Origin of the sequence: Priestia sp. YIM B13551 (assembly GCF_042787905.1) — a bacterium.
GTDB lineage: Bacteria > Bacillota > Bacilli > Bacillales > Bacillaceae_H > Priestia.
The window spans coordinates 104,201-121,810 of sequence record NZ_JBHZOX010000002.1 but is presented as its reverse complement, the minus strand read 5'-3'; the positions used below and the strand labels follow the sequence as shown (position 1 = coordinate 121,810).

Here is a 17,610-nt window from a genome sequence, read left to right as displayed (position 1 = left end):
AACGTCAGGGAAACGCAAGAAATAGGCGGGTATAATTCCCAGTGTAAAAACCCCAAAAAAGACTAACACCACAGAATTAAACTATGATAATATATTATCCTATGAGCATAATCAATGCTCACATATGTTGTGATGAAGCGTTTTTTTAGAAAGAGGGATCATCTTGAGTGGAGAAGTTCTTGTCAAGATTTTATCTCAAGCGTATGAACAAAAAAAGACATTACCAATCGTCTCATTCTCGTCTTTTTTTGAACAAAAAAAGGTGGGCTTTCGTTTAAATAACGATGTGTCCGCTGATATTATCTACCATACGCTTATGTGTATTCAGAGAAAAACGTGTGTCCAAGATGTGTTAGTGGAAGTACTAAAAGTTGATAGTCCAAACAATGACGGGGCATTTTCTGATTGTGTATATATTTTAGCAAATGGTACAAAACAGCAAGTGAAAGAATGGGTTCAACCCTTACATCCTAAAAGAGTGAAACAAGGATATCAGCACGGGACACCCATTGATGCGCCACAGTTAAAAAATGACTACCACGTGTTTGCCGTTACTTGGTCATAAGCGTTTAACCCAAAAAACATCCTGCTGTCGCTGCAGGATGTTTTTTGTTAATAAGGATGAGCATCGTGACCTTTTTCATTAGCTTCTTCTACCGCATCAGCAGCTTTGTTGCTTCCTAAGGGTGAACCGCCTTCTTTTGGCAATTTCCCGTATGTAGGAGTCATTTCTGCTCCCATTTCAATTTCTAGGGAACCATCATCATGCATCAGAAGACCAATGCCATTTGCTACTCGATTGCCGTAGTCAAAATCACATTGAGTTAAAAGCTCAATCATCTTTGTTTGAACGGTATGGTGACAACATTTTAAGCCGTCTACTAAATTTTGAATAAGCTCATCACGTTCCCAGTCCTCTAGTAAACGATAGCGTTCACCAGCTTGCTTAAAGTCATTTGTACGATCAATTTTTTCTTTTTTTACATTTCCTTCAACATAAGGCTGATGAGGTTTTGGATGGTCATGCGCTTCTTGAAGACCTCCAAGAGAAGAAGGCTCGTAATTCACGTGCGGGTTCTGACCTGGAGCAGCATCTACATGATAGGCCATTTGACCGTCGCGTTGATTTGTTGCTACATGTTTTTTCGGCGCGTTAATAGGCAGCTGCAAGTAGTTTGTTCCCACCCGGTGACGCTGCGTGTCGGAATAGGAAAACGTTCTTCCTTGCAGCATTTTATCATCAGAAAAATCTAGCCCGTCTACAAGTACACCCGTACCAAATGCGACTTGCTCCGTTTCAGCAAATACGTTGCTTGGATTTTTATCTAGGACCATTTTACCTACTGGGAGAAATGGAAATTGGTCTTCCGGCCAAATTTTCGTGTCATCAAGCGGATCAAAATCCAGTTCAGGATGCTCTCCATCTTCCATGATTTGTATACAAAGTTCCCACTCGGGGTAGTTACCGCTCTCAATCGCTTCATACAAGTCTTGAGTGGCGTGACTGATATTTTTAGCTTGAATTTCTTCTGCTTGCTTTTGGGTCAAATTTTTAATTCCTTGTTTTGGTTCCCAATGGTATTTCACAAGAAACGCATCGCCATCTTTGTTTACCCACTTATATGTATTAACACCGGAACCTTGCATTTGCCGATAGTTAGCAGGTATTCCCCAAGGTGAAAATAAAAAAGTAATCATATGCATAGCCTCAGGGGTGTGAGAAATAAAATCAAAAATACGCTCGGTATCTTGACGGTTTGTCACAGGATCGGGCTTAAAAGCATGAATCAAATCAGGGAATTTAATAGCATCGCGGATAAAAAATATTTTAAGGTTATTTCCTACTAAGTCCCAGTTTCCGTCTTCTGTGTAGAACTTTACAGCAAACCCCCTTGGGTCTCGCATTGTTTCTGGAGAGTCCTTTCCATGAGTTACGGTAGAAAATCTGACAAAAACGGGCGTCTGTTTGCCTGCTCCTGAAAAAACTTTTGCGCGGGTGTATTTTTCAACGGGCTCGTCTCCAAGCTTTCCGTACGTTTCAAAATATCCGTGAGCTCCCGTTCCCCGGGCATGAACAACACGTTCCGGTATACGTTCACGATCAAAATGCGAAAGCTTTTCAATCAGCTGGTAATTTTCAAGAGTAGCAGGTCCTCTGTTGCCTACCGTTCGAGAATTTTGGTTATCACGAATGGGGTGACCTTGACGCGTCGTAAGCGTCTGCTCGTTTTCTCCGGCTGCATAGCGTTGGTCTTCCGAGTCACCTGATCCGCTAACATTTGTACCATGAATGCCTTTATGGCTCATAAAATAATCCTCCTTGTTTCAAACATAACAAGACTATTTTTTTCAGCCTTCGTTTTTTTATTCATTAATATGGAAACAATATAAATTTTTAGAAGAAAAGCTGTTTTACTAAAGAGGGGAACAAGTCCGCTAAACGAATAAATTTTAAAAAAGTTTCACATTTCAAAAAAAAATAAATTGTTTTTTTTGAAATATAAAGATAATGTTACGGGTGATTTTTTACCTATTATTAGTGTAGGAAAAGGAATAATATTGGAATATATTAGCTTTTTTGTCGAACTTATTAAGTGTTAAACGACAATAAACTACGACAATATACACCATACAGCTGCGCTACTGTCGTTTCCTGTAACATAAATGTAATATTAGTGATGTTATTTTGTAATAATGTGTTGTTACAATGTAAACGTCTTATAGATTAGTAGATTATGGCATTGGAGGAACCTTTTTTTATGAAAAAGTTGATATATTCGTTAGCGTTATGTGGATCTTTAACAGTAGTACCTACAATTAGTGAAGCTGCTTTAGGAGATGCTACGTTGCACCCAGGAACAAGTAATTCAGATGTGAAAGAATTACAGCAAAAATTAAAAAACAAAGGTTATTTTACATACGGTACAACAACAAACTATTACGGTTCAATCACGACTAGCGCAGTAAAGTCGTTTCAGCGTGCAAATGGTTTATCTGCAGATGGTATTGCAGGTCCATCTACATTTAATAAGCTGCTAGGAAGCGGAAGTTCATCAATTAGCTCAAGTTCATTGCTGCGCGTTGGTTCAACTGGACCAAACGTACAATCTTTACAGCAGCAGCTAAAGAATAAAGGCTATTTTAAAGGGACTACGACTCAATACTTCGGTTCAATTACAAAAAATGCAGTAATGGCATTTCAACGTGCAAACGGACTGTCTGTGGACGGAATTGCGGGTCCAGCTACGTTAAGTAAATTAAAAAATGGCGGTTCTAGCGCTTCAACTGGTGGTTCTAGCTCTAGCAGCTCAACTATTTTACGTCAAGGTATGAAAGGTTCAGCAGTAAGCAGCCTTCAGCAAAAACTAAAAAATAAAGGTTACTTCTCAGCTGGTGTAACAGGCTACTTTGGCTCAATTACAACAAGTGCAGTAAAATCATTTCAACGTGCAAATGGTTTATTAGTAGACGGAGAAGCGGGTCCAGATACGCTGAATAAATTAAATTCAAGCAGCTCTAGCAGCTCAAAACCTTCAACATCAACAGGAAGCAGCACAAGCTCAAGCTCAGCTTCAAAAGTTATTTCATATGGTAAACGTTTTATGGGAACACCTTATGTTTGGGGTGGAGCTGCGCCTGGAGGCTTTGATTGCAGTGGTTACCTTAACTATGTATATCGCAATGCAGTAGGTGTAAGTCTTCCTCGTACAGTTGCTAGCATCTATCAAACTGGTACGCGTGTAAGTTCACCTCAGCCTGGCGATATCGTTTTCTTTGAAACGTACCAACCAGGAGCTAGTCATGCTGGAATTTATATCGGGAACGGTCAATTCATGCATGCAGGTTCTTCAACAGGCGTGACAATCACATCACTAAGCAACTCTTACTGGTCAAAACGTTACTTAGGAGCAAAGCGTTACCTATAAGAGTGTAACAAAAAGGAGTAGTTGCAGAACTATTCCTTTTTTCTATGCACCATAAACGTAAAAGTAGGAAATTTTTGCGCGATTTGGTATGATGACTAGGGAACAAATAAAAGGAGTGTATAACATGGCTATTGTAGATGTAACCATTATTCCGGTAGGTACGGAAACGCCAAGCGTGAGTCAGTACGTAGCTGATATTCAAAAAGTGTTGGCCAAGCATGAAGATGAAATTACATATCAATTAACCCCTATGAATACATTGATTGAAGGGGAATTAAGCACGCTGCTAAAAATTGTTCAAGAGATGCATGAAGTACCTTTTGAAAATGGTATTCAGCGCGTATGTACAAATTTACGAATTGATGATCGCCGTGATAAAGAAAATCATACGATGGCTGGGAAATTACAATCAGTACAGTCTAAATTAAAAGCAAAATAAATAATATGCAATACAATAAAAAACGCTTGAGTATCCACTCAGGCGTTTTTTATTGTATTTATACTTAATTAGCATGCACAAGAGAAAAAATTTGAAAAGCTACGCGCAGCCGAAGGGTTTCCTCTGACGTGTGAATAGGTCTTTTTAATAATTCTTCGCATTTTTCAATTCGATAGATCACCGTGTTCCGGTGAACGAATAACTGCTTAGCAGTCTCTGAGATTTGGCAATTGGAATTTAGATATGTTTCAAGCGTGTCAAGTAAGATGGAGCGATCTTTCTTATCGTACTGCAGCAAACCTTCTAATGTTTGAGAATAGTAATCTTGTAAATCGTTTGCTGGAAGCAACCTCAGCAGTTCTTTAAACTGTTTTGGCTGATAAAATTGAATAAGCTTCGACTGATCTTTAAAATGGATGGTTTCAAGAGCTTCAACAGCTTCTTTATATGAGTCAGCGATTGTAAGTAGGGATTGGCTTTGGTTTCCAACTCCAAATGACATTCGCTTATCGTAGTGACGGTAAACAGCTTCCTGCAAGCGATGCAAGCATTCTATAATCATAGGTTGAGAATGAGGTGTAAACAAAAGAATATAAAGATTGTCATAGAAAAACAAAACGGCCTCTGTATGACCTGTTGATAACTCATATTGAAGGAGCTCATAGATCATATCATCATCGCTGTAAGGCGTGAATGTAGAGTGGATTTTCCCGACGGCGCAAATATAGCTGTTTCCTGCTGATAAGCCCATCATCTGTGCTTGAAAGGAAGCATCTTCAAGCGTTTTATAATAATTGTTAACAAGCTGATTGAAAAAATCGTTTTTTCGTCGCCGTTCAGCTTCATACAAAGCCTGCTGTCTCATCATTTCGAAGGATAAAACGTTTGTCGCTTGTTCAATCGTTAGGAGCGCTGAATCGGATAAAGAAACTTGGTGTTCAATAAGTAAATAACTGTACTTTCTTGTATGAGTAGCAATCGGAAAAAGCGTAACGGTTTTTTTGGTGTGTAAAAAGGAAAAGGTTGTATATTTTGACGTTCGTAAAAACAGCTGCTTAGCGCCCGCTACCGCTTCTTCCATCGGGAGTGAAAAGGGTTCGCGTTTGTTTGTATAAAAGAGTTCATGGCCATGGGTATCAAAAAGGGCAACGTGAGCATTGCATAACGTTTGAATAGATTGCATAATTTTCTCAATGCCTTTTCCTTGTAAGATGTACGAGGAAAATAGCTGATGTGTGACCATCGCTTGCTGAAGCTCGGCTGTTTTTTTATCTAAAATAAAGCTGAGAGATTCGTTAATAACTGCGCCTAACGTTTCGTCCGTTTGGAAATCAATGATCGGAAAGTGAAGTTCATCAGCTAGCTGACAAATAGAAGCAGGAACGTGTTCGAAAAAGCGCTTCGTTTTGATGGCCAATCCTGCACATTTCTTTTTAGCCATTCCTTCTACAAGTTTTGCTAAGCTTTCTTCATGTTCTTTGAAGTGATAACCCGTTGTAATTAAAAATTCTCCTTCTTTTAAAAAAGATAAAATATCGGGTGCATCCATCATATTGACGTTATGTACTTTGCGGGTGACTCCTTTTTGCCCGGCTACTACAGATGCTTTTTCATAAATTGGAATGCGTAAAAGAGTTTGTAGTTCCATTATTTATTACTCCTTTTGTTAAAAATTCTCACATTTCTCTGCGCGTATCTTTATCTATCTTTTATTTTATAAGAAAGTTTAGTTAAAATAAATAAAATCTTCAGAAAAAAATGTATAAATTGTTAATGAAGAAGTGTATTCAATCCTGTAAGATAAAATAAATAACATATAATGTTAGAAAAAGTGACGTATATAAGACTTTGTATATTTAGTGATAATAGCCAAAAAAACACTAAATCATTGTAGGAAGTGTCAATGAAAACAATCAGTCATTTTCTTAAAATGAAGATAGCAGGAGGGATAGCAATGGTTGCAGATATGACGGGAAAATCTAAGCTTTGTCAGCAAATCGAAGAAAACGTTAGCTGGTTGTCCCAGTTTGGGTTAGATGAAAAAGAAGGCGTTACGAGGCTTTTATATACCGAACAGTGGAATGCAGCTCAAAAAGCATTGGAAGAAAAAATGAAGGGACTTCACCTCAAAACGTATTACGATGATGTAGGAAATTTATTTGGACGGTTGCAAGGAACGGGTTCAGAACAACAAGTTATTTTAACAGGATCCCATATCGACACCGTGATAAACGGTGGAAAGTATGACGGGGCGTTTGGTGTTGTGGCAGGTATCATTGCTCTGCAGTACCTATATGCGCATTACGGCTCCCCTACAAAAACCTTAGAGGTCGTATCACTTTGTGAAGAAGAAGGTAGCAGATTTCCTCTTACGTATTGGGGATCAGGTAATATGAATGGATTACACAGCAAAAGTGATGCAAAACATGTTATAAATAAAGAAGGGGTTAAGCTGGATGACGCAATGAAACAGCTTAATTTCGGAAAAGGCCTCCACAGCGAGCCATACCGCACGGACATCGCTTCTTTTATTGAACTGCATATCGAACAAGGAAAGCAGCTTGAAATGTCTCGTTGCGATATCGGAATTGTTTCTAGTATCGTCGGGCAGAAACGATTTACAGTATCTGTTAAAGGTGAAAGTAACCATGCGGGCACAACCCCGATGAACATCAGAAAAGATGCATTTTATGTGAGCTGCAAACTTGCTAAAGCATTTATTGAATTGAGCGAAAAATATCATAACGCTTTATACGTAACGGTTGGCAAAATTACACTTTCTCCAAATGCACCGAATGTAATACCAGGATATGTAGAATTCACGGTCGATATAAGACATCATGAATATGAGGTTTTACAAGAGGCAGAACGAGAAATGAAGGAAATTATAAAGCGAACAGCAGGGGATTTAGAAGTGAATATCGACTGCTGGATGGATGAAAAACCTGTCGCCATGAGCGAAGAATTATCTGAACTTTCCAAAATTATTTCCTCGGAAAAGAATATCTCCTCCCGAGAATTAGTAAGCGGTGCAGGACACGACTCGCAGGTATTCGGACGAAGAGTTCCCACATGTTTGTTATTCGTACCGAGCCAAGATGGAATCAGCCATTCCCCAAAGGAATTCACCAAAGGAGAACAGTTAGAAAAAGGAGTAAAGGTCTTAATAGAACTATTATATAAACTTGCCTACTAGGAGGAATTTGATATGACTATAACAAAACAGCTTCATACACCGCCGCGTACGATTATGACACCCGGACCCGTAGAAGCAGATCCCCGCGTATTAAGAGCATTAGGAACACCTATTTTAGGTCAGTTTGACCCCGCATTTACGCACATTATGAACGAAACGATGGAAATGCTTCGTGAACTATTTCAAACCAAAAACAAATGGGCTTTTCCCGTTGATGGAACGTCTAGAGCTGGGATTGAAGCAGTTCTTGCAAGTGTAGTTGAGCCTGGAGATAAAGTATTTGTCCCGATTTTCGGCCGCTTCGGCTATTTATTAACGGAAATTGCCGAGCGCTACGGAGCTGATGTACACAATATTGAATGCGAATGGGGAGAAGTGTTTGACCCTGAAACAGTTATCCATGAAATAAAAAAAGTGAATCCGAAAATTGTTGCAATGGTTCATGGTGAAACGTCTACAGGAAGAATGCAGCGGCTTAAAGAAATTGGTGCTGCATGCCGCAACCAAGATGTTTTATTTATCGTCGACGCCGTAGCCACTATTGGCGGTACGGATGTAAAAGTAGATGAGTGGAACATTGACGCATTGATTGCAGGTACACAAAAGTGTTTATCTGTTCCGTCGGGCATGGCACCTATTACGTACAATGATCGTATTGAAAAAATTATCATGGAACGCAAAAAAGTTGAAAAAGGAATCGCAACAAAAGCGGATGCTCAAACTGTTCGTCTGCGTCCGAATATTATCAGCAACTATTTCGATTTAAGTCAGCTTCAAGACTATTGGAGTGAGCGCAGGCTAAATCATCACACGGAAGCAACGTCCATGCTCTATGCTTTAAGGGAAGGGCTGCGCGTTATTTTAGAAGAAGGATTAGAGGAAAGATTTGCAAGGCATCGTCTCCATGAAAAAGCACTTGTAGCCGGTATTAAAGCAATGGGATTATCTTTATTCGGAGATGAGCATTCAAAAGTTCCAACCGTTACTTGTGTTTTAATTCCCCCAGGTATTGACGGAGAGACAGTTCGTTCTACGCTTCTTGAACAATTTGGGATTGAAATTGCAAGTTCTTTTGGGCCGATGCACGGAAAAATATGGCGTATCGGTACAATGGGATACAGCTGTCGAAAAGACAACGTTCTATTTACATTGGCTGGTCTTGAAGCAGTGCTTATTCGAAACGGGGCAAGCGTGAATGCAGGTGCTGCTTTGCAAGCAGCATTAGAAGTTTACGAGGAAGAAGTAGCGTTGTCTAGCCTGTAGAGATTCGTTTTATTCATCATATAAAGAAAAGAGGAGATTTTCTATGAGTGAATACTTTTTTACACACCCCTATGCATCGCAGCGTACGTGTACGTTTGGAAAAAACGGAATGGTAGCAACCAGTCAGCCTCTTGCTGCTCAAGCGGGTCTTGAAATGTTGAAAAAAGGAGGCAATGCGGTAGATGCTGCTATTGCCTCCGCGGCTTGTTTAACGGTTGTAGAGCCTACGTCAAATGGAATTGGCGGAGACGCATTTGCTCTTGTGTGGATAAATGAAGAGCTATACGGACTCAACGCGAGCGGTCCTGCTCCTGCTTCTATCTCTATTGAGGCTCTACGTGCCATGGGGATAAAAGAGATGCCCGCTCGCGGTTTTGTTCCTGTTACGGTCCCAGGTGCCCCGAGTGCGTGGGTAGAACTGTCAAAACGCTTTGGGCGGCTATCGTTAAAAGAAGTGCTGCAGCCTGCTATTTCATATGCACAAGAAGGGTTCCCAATCTCTCCGATTTTAGGGTACAATTGGGAACGAGCGTTTGAACGATTTACACACGCGTTAAAAGGTGACGAATATAAGCACTGGTTTGAGACGTTTGCCAACAATGGATCAGCTCCTAAAGTAGGGGAAGTGTGGCGATCACCGGACCATGCTGCTACGCTGCTTGAAATTGCCGAAACGAATGGAGAATCTTTTTACAGAGGGGATTTAGCTGATAAAATAGCAGCTTTTTCGAAAAAATACGGCGGATTTTTAGCAAAAGAAGATTTAGCAGCTTTTAAAGCAGAGTGGGTGAAGCCAATTTCAACTTCTTACCGAGGATATGATGTGTGGGAAATTCCGCCTAACGGCCAAGGCCTTATTGCACTTTTAGCTTTAAATACGCTAAAAGGCTTTTCTTTCGATGCCAAAGATTCTGTCGATACATATCACAAGCAAATTGAAGCCATGAAGCTAGCGTTTGCAGATGGACAAAAATTCATTACAGATGCTGATAAAATGACAGTAGCAGTTGAAGATTTGTTGAATGATTCTTATGCAAACAAGCGCAGAGGACTGATTGGTGAAAAAGCGCTTATTCCCGAAGCCGGACAGCCGTCTCATAGCGGCACGATCTATTTAGCGACAGCTGATGGAGAAGGAAACATGGTATCATTCATTCAAAGTAATTACATGGATTTTGGCTCAGGACTTGTCGTACCTGATACGGGCATATGCCTGCAAAACCGCGGGCATAATTTTTCGTTAGACCCACAGCACCATAACCGATTAGAGCCAGGAAAACGGACCTATCATACCATTATTCCTGGATTTTTAACAAAGAATAAAAGTGCTGTAGGTCCATTCGGTGTAATGGGCAAATTCATGCAGCCTCAAGGACATGTGCAAGTCGTCATGAATATGATTGATTTTCATCTAAATCCTCAGGCAGCTTTAGATGCACCAAGATGGCAGTGGATTGAACATAAAAAGGTTCTTGTGGAAAAAGAAATGCCTTCACATATTGTAGAAGCATTAGAACGCAAAGGGCATGATATTCATGTGGCTACGAGCAGACATACGTTTGGAAGAGGGCAGATTATTTTGAGAGATGAACAAACCGGCGTATTATACGGCGGCACAGAAGCGCGAACAGACGGAGCGGTCGTTGCTTATTAGATCACAGAGAAAGGAGCGCGAGAAATGCGACAATTGGATATTTTTATAGCGTTTTTTCGCTCAGGTATGCTCGGCTACGGAGGAGGACCTTCAGCTATTCCACTCGTAAAAAAAGAAGTGGTCGATACGTACAAATGGATGGATGACGATGAATTTGGCGATTTGTTAGCAATCGCCAATACGCTGCCTGGGCCTATTGCTACAAAGCTGGCTGGATACATCGGCTATCGAGTCGGCGGTATTTTGGGTCTCGGGACAGCTTTATTTGCAGCCGTTATTCCAACCGTTTTTTTAATGGTATTGCTGTTAACAACTTTAACGCAATTTAAAGATCAGCCGTGGGTTATGGGCATGACCAAAGCAGTTGTTCCTGTAGTGGGAGTTATGCTCGCGGTTATGACGTGGGACTTTTTTAAAAAATCAACATCTGGTTTAGGGTGGACGCCAGCTATTATCTTACTGATTATTAGCTTAGGATTAATGGAATTTGCCCATATCCATCCAGCGGTCATTATTATTGTTCTTATGGCGGCAGCTTGGATTCCGCTAAAACGAAAAGGAAAAAAAGGCGAAAGTGCTGAACACAAGCAGAAGAGGGAATCGGTATGATTTATATTCAGCTATTTATGGCGTTTTTTGTTTCAAATATTTTAGGCTATGGAGGCGGACCTGCCTCGATTCCGCTTATTCAAAAAGAAGTCGTAGATCGCTACCATTGGCTTACCGTCAAAGAGTTTAGTGAAATGCTGGCAATTGGAAATGCGCTTCCTGGTCCGATTGCAACAAAAATGGCGGGGTTTATCGGATATCAGCAGGCAGGGATTTTAGGCTCTGTGATTGCTCTTTTTGCAACGATTGCTCCATCGGTTTTACTTTTAGTTATTTTACTTCGAATATTATTTAAGTATAAAGATTCGCCAAATGTTAAGAAAATGACGAACTACATTCGTCCCGTTATCGCCATTTTACTGGGCTTGATGGCGTATGAATTTTTTATGAATTCATACGGTGATTCAGGTATATGGCAAACTTTATTTTTAGTAGTAGCCAGCTTTCTTTTATTGGAAAAATTACGTGTGCATCCAGCGTTCGTTATTGTCGGAGCACTCGTATACGGAGCTGTTTTTCTTGCTTAAATGAAGCTCTCAAATAATGAGAGTTTTTTTTGTGTAAAAGAGACGAAAAGAGGGGAAGTCATGGTTGAAAAAGCAGCGCTAGAAAACGTTCAGGATTTGGTTAAACTGCGAATGTTGCTCATGAAAGAACTGGGAGAATTAAACGGGAACGAGGAGCTGTTTCAAAAAGCTACAGAAGAATATTTTACTGCAAATATAAATAATCCAAATAGCTATACGGCTATTTTAAAAGCGGGTGGAGAAATTGTATCAGCAGGAAGCATCGTCTTTTTTATACGTCCGCCTTCACCGAGTAACCTCCAAGGAAAAGAAGCATATGTTATGAACATGTATACAGCTTTTGATCACCGAAAGCACGGCTACTCTTCAGCTATTTTAAAGCATTTGATGCAGTACTGCCAAAAAAGTGGTGTAAATCGAATATGGTTAAATGCTTCTTCCGCTGGAAAAAGCTTGTATCAAAAACATGGGTTTATTGAATGTGAATCTGAAATGGAATACAAGTTTGAAAAAAATTAGAGTAGCAAAACTCTTGATAGAGATGGGTTTGAAGGAGCTATGGTTTTTAAAAAATAAAAAAAATTGATAAAAAGTGTTGACGAAGATAAAAAAACCATTCATAATACAAATCAACATCACACAACATTACACACAACTTGGAAGCGACAAACAGTTTCAAACGATCGGAACTGATTATCCAAGTACACATACATAGTCAATACTGAGCGTTGATAGGAGCACTAGTAGAAAAAATTTCCCTGTAACAGAGAGCTGACGGTTGCTGCGAGTCAGAACACAAATTTTTTCGAAGTACATTCCTTGAGCATCTTTTCCGAGTAGGAAAAGACGGCCTGGCCGTTATTTTAATGAAGAGGCAAGCAAAATGCTTGCAACTAGGGTGGTACCGCGAATTTTCGTCCCTACTGACTCTTAAGAAAAATCTTAAGGGTGAGTAGGGACTTTTTGTATTTCGGTCCATTATAATTTTATATCCATTACAAGCGATGAAAAGAGCATAGTAGCAAAATCTTCCCTGTATTCAGAGAGCTGATGGTTGGTGCGAATCAGTACAAAAGAGATTGCGAATTACATTCTTGGAGCTTTCTTTTGGCGATAGTCAAAAGCGGCAATAGCCGTTATCTTAATGAAGAGGCAAGCAATGCTTGCAATTAGGGTGGTACCGCGATCAATTCGTCCCTACTGATACAATCAGTAGGGACTTTTTGTATATCCGCATAAGCGGCTGTGTAGGTGTAAAACGGATTTTTCAATACAAACTAAACGAGAAGATCCGTTCAAGGTTATAAAATCAAAGGAGGATTTTTAAAATGACAAAATCACTAGAACAATTACGAGGACAAATCGACGAAATAAATTTAGAAATTTTAGAATTATTAAATAAACGCGGTGAAATCGCACAAGAAATCGGAAAAGTAAAAGGTACACAAGGTGTGAATCGCTTTGATCCAGTGCGTGAACGTAAATCGTTAGATCAAATCTTAGCTAACCATAATGGACCATTCGAAGCTTCAACAATTCAGCATATTTTCAAAGAAATTTTCAAAGCAAGCTTAGAGCTTCAAGAAGACGATCACCGCAAAGCACTTCTTGTATCTCGTAAAAAGAAATCTGAAGATACAATCGTTGACATCAACGGTACAAAAGTAGGACCTGGAAATTTAGAATTTGTAATGGGACCATGTGCAGTAGAAAGCTACGAACAAGTAAAAGAAGTGGGCTTAGCCCTTAAAGAACAAGGCATTACGTTAATGCGCGGCGGAGCGTTCAAACCACGTACATCACCTTACGATTTCCAAGGTCTTGGAGTGGAAGGGTTAAAAATCTTACGTCAAGTAGGCGATGAGCTAGGCCTATCAATTATCAGTGAAATTGTTTCTCCTCAAGATATTGAAACGGCTCTAGACTACGTAGATGTGATTCAAATTGGTGCACGTAACATGCAAAACTTCGAGCTATTAAAAGCTGCAGGTTCTGTAGACAAACCGATTCTTTTAAAACGTGGATTGGCAGCAACAATTGAAGAATTCATTAACGCTGCTGAATACATTATGTCTCGCGGAAATGGAAACATTATTCTTTGTGAACGCGGTATCCGCACATACGAACGTGCAACACGCAACACATTAGATATCTCAGCTGTTCCAATCTTGAAAAAAGAAACGCATTTACCAGTTGTAGTAGACGTAACGCATTCAACAGGACGCAAAGACTTATTATTACCATGTGCAAAAGCAGCGATTGCTATCGGCGCAGATGCTGTAATGGCAGAAGTTCATCCAGACCCAGCGGTAGCACTATCAGATTCAGCACAGCAAATGAACATTCCTGAATTCCACAAATTCATGGAAGAATTAAAAGGTGCAGCAGTAAAATTATCTTAATTTCATAGTGATACAGTGATAAGAAACTAGTAGCAAACATTTCCCTGTCTCAGAGAGCTGACGGTTGGTGGAAGTCAGTACACAAATGTGAGCGAATTACACTCTTTGAGTACTCTTTTACAGAGCGGTCAGCAGATCGTTAACAATTCGAGGTGGCAAGCAATGTTTGCAACTAGGGTGGTATCGCGAGAAAAACTCGTCCCTATGACATAGGGGCGAGTTTTTTTATTTTTTATAACAGAAAGGAATCGATAATATGAGATATTTAACAGCAGGAGAATCGCACGGACCTCAATTAACAGCGATTATTGAAGGAGTACCGGCAGGGCTTGAATTAACAGCCGAACATATTAATGAAGATTTAGCAAGAAGACAAAAGGGACATGGGCGCGGACGCCGCATGCAGATTGAAAAAGATCAAGTTCAGATTAAAGGCGGGGTTCGCCACGGTGAGACGCTTGGTTCACCCATTGCTTTAGTCGTTGAAAACAAAGATTTTACTCACTGGAGAAATATTATGGGTGCTGATCCAGTTGATCATGATGAAGAAGTAAAGCGACAAATTACAAAACCTCGTCCAGGTCATGCGGATTTAAATGGAGCGATTAAATACGGTCACAGAGATATGCGAAACGTATTGGAACGTTCATCTGCTCGTGAAACGACGGTGCGAGTAGCCACAGGCGCAGTTGCCAAACAAGTACTAAAAGCTGTAGGCGTAAATATTGCGTGTCACGTGCTTGAAATCGGCGGTGTGAAAGCTGAAAAAACGGCATATGAGTCACTGACAGAACTTCAGGAAAAAACAGAAGCGTCACCTGTTCGCTGTTTAGATGAAGAAGCAGGACAGAAGATGATGAAAGCAATCGATGATGCAAAAGAAAATGGAGACAGCATTGGTGGCGTAGTGGAAGTAGTAGTAGAAGGAATGCCTACTGCAGTGGGAAGTTACGTGCACTATGATCGTAAGTTAGATTCAAAGCTAGCTGCTGCTATTATGAGCATTAACGCGTTTAAAGGCGTTGAAATCGGCGTAGGCTTTGAAGCAGCTCGCAGACCGGGAAGCGAAGTTCATGATGAAATTCTATGGGATGAACAAAACGGCTATACGCGTAAAACGAACAATGCAGGAGGTTTAGAAGGAGGCATGACAACAGGGATGCCGATTGTTGTGCGAGGCGTCATGAAACCTATTCCTACCTTATACAAGCCGCTGCAAAGTGTAGATATTGATACAAAAGAACCATTTGCTGCAAGTATTGAACGCTCAGACAGCTGTGCAGTACCGGCGGCAGCGGTTGTAGCAGAATCAGTGATTGCTTGGGAACTAGCATCTGCTATTATCGATCAATTTGGGGCAGATCGAATTCAGTTAATTCAAGAAAACGTAAAAAAACATGAAGAATACGCAAAGCAATTTTAATGAATAGAGGAGAATGAAAGGTGAAAACACGTGTATTACTTATTGGCGTCGGCCTTATTGGAGGATCATTAGCGCTAGCTATGAAGAAGCATCGTCACGTCACAGTCGTTGGAGCTGATATCAATACAAATGAAGTACAAGTAGCCAACCAGCTAGGTATCGTTGATTATGTAGCTGAAGATATAAAAACAGAAGCAGCCCAAGCAGATTATATCGTGCTTGCTACTCCAGTAGAGTACACGACAGCATGGATACACGACCTTTCTACTTGGAAGCTTAAAGAAACGGTTATCGTAACGGATGTCGGAAGTACCAAAGGTGAAATTATGAAAGCAGCCGAAGCGCTGAATAAGAAACGTATTTCATTTATTGGGGGGCATCCGATGGCTGGTTCTCATACGAGCGGTGCAGTCAATGCACGAGCGGATTTATTTTGTTCGGCGCGCTATATTTTAACGCCGTTTGAAAATGAGCAAAAAGAAAAAATACATGCGCTTATGCATTTGCTAGAGCCTACAGGTGCACAATTTGTACCGCTTGATGCAGCTACTCATGACCAAATCACTGGAGTTGTCAGTCATTTACCTCATGTGATTGCGACCAGTCTTGTAAGACAAGTAAAAGGATATTCAGCACAGAATCATCTTGTCACGGAAATGGCAGCAGGCGGTTTTCGAGATATTACGAGAATTGCTTCAAGCAATCCTCATATGTGGAGAGATATACTAAAACAAAACCGTTCTATGCTTTTAACATTGCTTGATGACTGGATGAAAGAAATGGAACAAGTAAAACTATTAGTAGAAAAAGGTGACGGTCACGAATTATTTGATTACTTTTCAGATGCCAAAGAATTTCGTGATTCGCTTCACGCATAAAAGGAGAGACATATTGTGACAGTAAAAGCTTTACGAGGAACGATTCAAATTCCAGGAGATAAATCCATTTCTCACCGCTCCGTTATGTTTGGTTCAATCGCAGAAGGAACAACAACGATTAACGGGTTTTTGCCAGGTGACGATTGCCTTAGCACCATTTCCTGCTTTCAAAAACTAGGTGTAGATATTCAAATGATTGATGAACAAAGCGTCGTAGTCAAAGGAAAAGGGATACAAGCTCTAAAAGAGCCATCTGATATTTTAGATGTTGGAAATTCGGGCACAACGATTCGCCTTATGATGGGGATTTTAGCAAATACACCCTTTCATTCAACATTGATTGGAGACGAATCCATTGCCAAACGCCCCATGAAGCGTGTGACCGGTCCGCTTCGTGATATGAATATTCATTTAGACGGTCGAAAAGATGCTAATTTTACACCGCTTGTTATTCGAGGTGGGCAAGCAAAAGGTATACACTATACATCTCCCGTTGCAAGCGCACAAGTAAAATCAGCTATTTTACTTGCTGGACTGCAGGCGGAAGGAACAACTTCTGTAACGGAACCGGCGAAATCACGTGATCATACAGAACGTATGCTAGAGGCATTTGGTGTTAAAGTCGAAGAAGAAGGCTTAACGGTTTCAATTGAAGGCGGTCAAACGTTAAGAGGAACGCATGTAGAAGTGCCTGGTGATATTTCGTCAGCTGCATTCTTTTTAGTAGCGGGGGCTATTATTGCAAACAGCCGCATTGAAATTCAAAAAGTTGGGATGAATCCGACTCGAACGGGTATTTTAGATGTGCTTTCAAATATGGGCGCTTCGATCGAGACAGTCAAAGAAACAAAAGAAACAGCGGAACCCTATGCAGATTTAGTTGTAGAAGCTTCTCACTTAAAAGGTACAGAAGTAGGCGGAGACTTAATTCCACGCCTAATTGACGAAATCCCAATTATTGCACTAGCTGCCACACAGGCAGAAGGAATCACGGTTATTAAAGATGCTGCAGAGTTAAAAGTCAAAGAAACAAACCGTATTGATACGGTAGTGAATGAGTTAACCAAAATGGGAGCTAACATTGAAGCAACGGAAGATGGAATGATTATTCACGGAGGTACAAAACTTCACGGAGCAAATGTAAACAGCCACGGAGATCACCGTATCGGTATGATGCTCGCTGTTGCCTCTTGTATTGCAGAAGGGGAAACAATTATTGAAAATCGTGACGCGGTATCCGTCTCTTACCCGCAGTTTTTTGCTCACTTAGAGTCTTTACAGCAGTAAATTCCC

At 40.4% G+C, this 17,610-nt stretch carries 15 protein-coding genes and 3 other annotated features; of the genes, 13 read left to right on the top strand and 2 right to left on the bottom strand.

All coding sequences use genetic code 11. The features are described 5' to 3' along the window. Positions 1-163: 163 nt before the first annotated feature. Complete coding sequence (locus tag ACFX4N_RS09625) at positions 164-565, top strand: hypothetical protein (protein WP_013057709.1); 402 nt, start codon at positions 164-166, stop codon at positions 563-565. Between the two features lie 47 nt (positions 566-612). On the opposite strand, the gene ACFX4N_RS09620 is transcribed toward ACFX4N_RS09625, so the two are convergent. After that, complete coding sequence (locus ACFX4N_RS09620) at positions 613-2,307, bottom strand: catalase (RefSeq protein WP_013057708.1); 1,695 nt, start codon at positions 2,305-2,307, stop codon at positions 613-615. Positions 2,308-2,759: 452 nt separating this feature from the next. On the opposite strand from ACFX4N_RS09620, the gene ACFX4N_RS09615 reads away from it, so the two are divergent. Both ACFX4N_RS09615 and ACFX4N_RS09610 read left to right on the top strand, forming a co-directional pair. Beyond that, complete coding sequence (locus ACFX4N_RS09615; protein WP_013057707.1) at positions 2,760-3,926, top strand: C40 family peptidase; 1,167 nt, start codon at positions 2,760-2,762, stop codon at positions 3,924-3,926. Between the two features lie 124 nt (positions 3,927-4,050). Next, positions 4,051-4,365 carry an MTH1187 family thiamine-binding protein gene (locus tag ACFX4N_RS09610; RefSeq protein ID WP_013057706.1) on the top strand — a complete coding sequence of 105 codons (315 nt, stop codon included), beginning with the start codon at positions 4,051-4,053 and terminating at the stop codon, positions 4,363-4,365. 64 nt (positions 4,366-4,429) lie between these two features. Here ACFX4N_RS09610 and ACFX4N_RS09605 read toward each other — a convergent pair whose 3' ends face one another. Then, the gene (locus ACFX4N_RS09605) at positions 4,430-6,013 is read right to left on the bottom strand and encodes a PucR family transcriptional regulator (RefSeq protein ID WP_013057705.1); all 1,584 of its coding nucleotides are present in this window, start codon (positions 6,011-6,013) and stop codon (positions 4,430-4,432) included. A 306-nt stretch (positions 6,014-6,319) separates the two neighbouring features. Between ACFX4N_RS09605 and allC the strand changes: the two genes are divergently transcribed. From allC to aroA, 10 genes are all read left to right on the top strand, one after another. Beyond that, positions 6,320-7,561 (top strand): allantoate deiminase, encoded by a 1,242-nt coding sequence (gene allC / locus ACFX4N_RS09600; RefSeq protein ID WP_029322650.1) that lies wholly within the window; start codon positions 6,320-6,322, stop codon positions 7,559-7,561. Between the two features lie 12 nt (positions 7,562-7,573). Continuing rightward, positions 7,574-8,824 (top strand): pyridoxal-phosphate-dependent aminotransferase family protein, encoded by a 1,251-nt coding sequence (locus ACFX4N_RS09595; RefSeq protein WP_029322648.1) that lies wholly within the window; start codon positions 7,574-7,576, stop codon positions 8,822-8,824. Between the two features lie 43 nt (positions 8,825-8,867). Continuing rightward, complete coding sequence (gene ggt / locus ACFX4N_RS09590) at positions 8,868-10,478, top strand: gamma-glutamyltransferase (RefSeq protein ID WP_057273475.1); 1,611 nt, start codon at positions 8,868-8,870, stop codon at positions 10,476-10,478. Between the two features lie 24 nt (positions 10,479-10,502). Further along, on the top strand, positions 10,503-11,087 hold the full coding sequence (locus ACFX4N_RS09585; RefSeq protein ID WP_013057701.1) for a chromate transporter: 585 nt from the start codon (positions 10,503-10,505) through the stop codon (positions 11,085-11,087). Beyond that, positions 11,084-11,614: a chromate transporter gene (locus ACFX4N_RS09580; protein ID WP_013057700.1), complete on the top strand. Its 531-nt coding sequence runs from the start codon at positions 11,084-11,086 to the stop codon at positions 11,612-11,614. The genes ACFX4N_RS09585 and ACFX4N_RS09580 overlap by 4 nt, the downstream gene beginning before the upstream one ends. Before the next feature lie 60 nt (positions 11,615-11,674). After that, on the top strand, positions 11,675-12,133 hold the full coding sequence (locus ACFX4N_RS09575; protein WP_274589320.1) for a GNAT family N-acetyltransferase: 459 nt from the start codon (positions 11,675-11,677) through the stop codon (positions 12,131-12,133). Between the two features lie 200 nt (positions 12,134-12,333). Then, positions 12,334-12,539 (top strand) — a binding site (T-box leader). A 70-nt stretch (positions 12,540-12,609) separates the two neighbouring features. After that, positions 12,610-12,816, top strand: a binding site (T-box leader). A 126-nt stretch (positions 12,817-12,942) separates the two neighbouring features. Continuing rightward, positions 12,943-14,016, top strand: coding sequence for a bifunctional 3-deoxy-7-phosphoheptulonate synthase/chorismate mutase (locus ACFX4N_RS09570; RefSeq protein ID WP_013057698.1), 1,074 nt, complete (start codon positions 12,943-12,945; stop codon positions 14,014-14,016). 6 nt (positions 14,017-14,022) lie between these two features. Next, positions 14,023-14,223: a binding site (T-box leader), on the top strand. A 49-nt stretch (positions 14,224-14,272) separates the two neighbouring features. Beyond that, entirely contained in the window at positions 14,273-15,439 is a 1,167-nt protein-coding gene (aroC, locus tag ACFX4N_RS09565; protein WP_013057697.1) for a chorismate synthase, read from the top strand. 20 nt (positions 15,440-15,459) lie between these two features. After that, on the top strand, positions 15,460-16,317 hold the full coding sequence (locus ACFX4N_RS09560) for a prephenate dehydrogenase (RefSeq protein ID WP_057273474.1): 858 nt from the start codon (positions 15,460-15,462) through the stop codon (positions 16,315-16,317). A gap of 15 nt (positions 16,318-16,332) precedes the next feature. Further along, a complete protein-coding gene (aroA, locus tag ACFX4N_RS09555) occupies positions 16,333-17,604 on the top strand; it encodes a 3-phosphoshikimate 1-carboxyvinyltransferase (RefSeq protein ID WP_053487429.1) in 1,272 nt (423 codons plus the stop codon). The last annotated feature ends 6 nt before the right edge of the window (positions 17,605-17,610 follow it).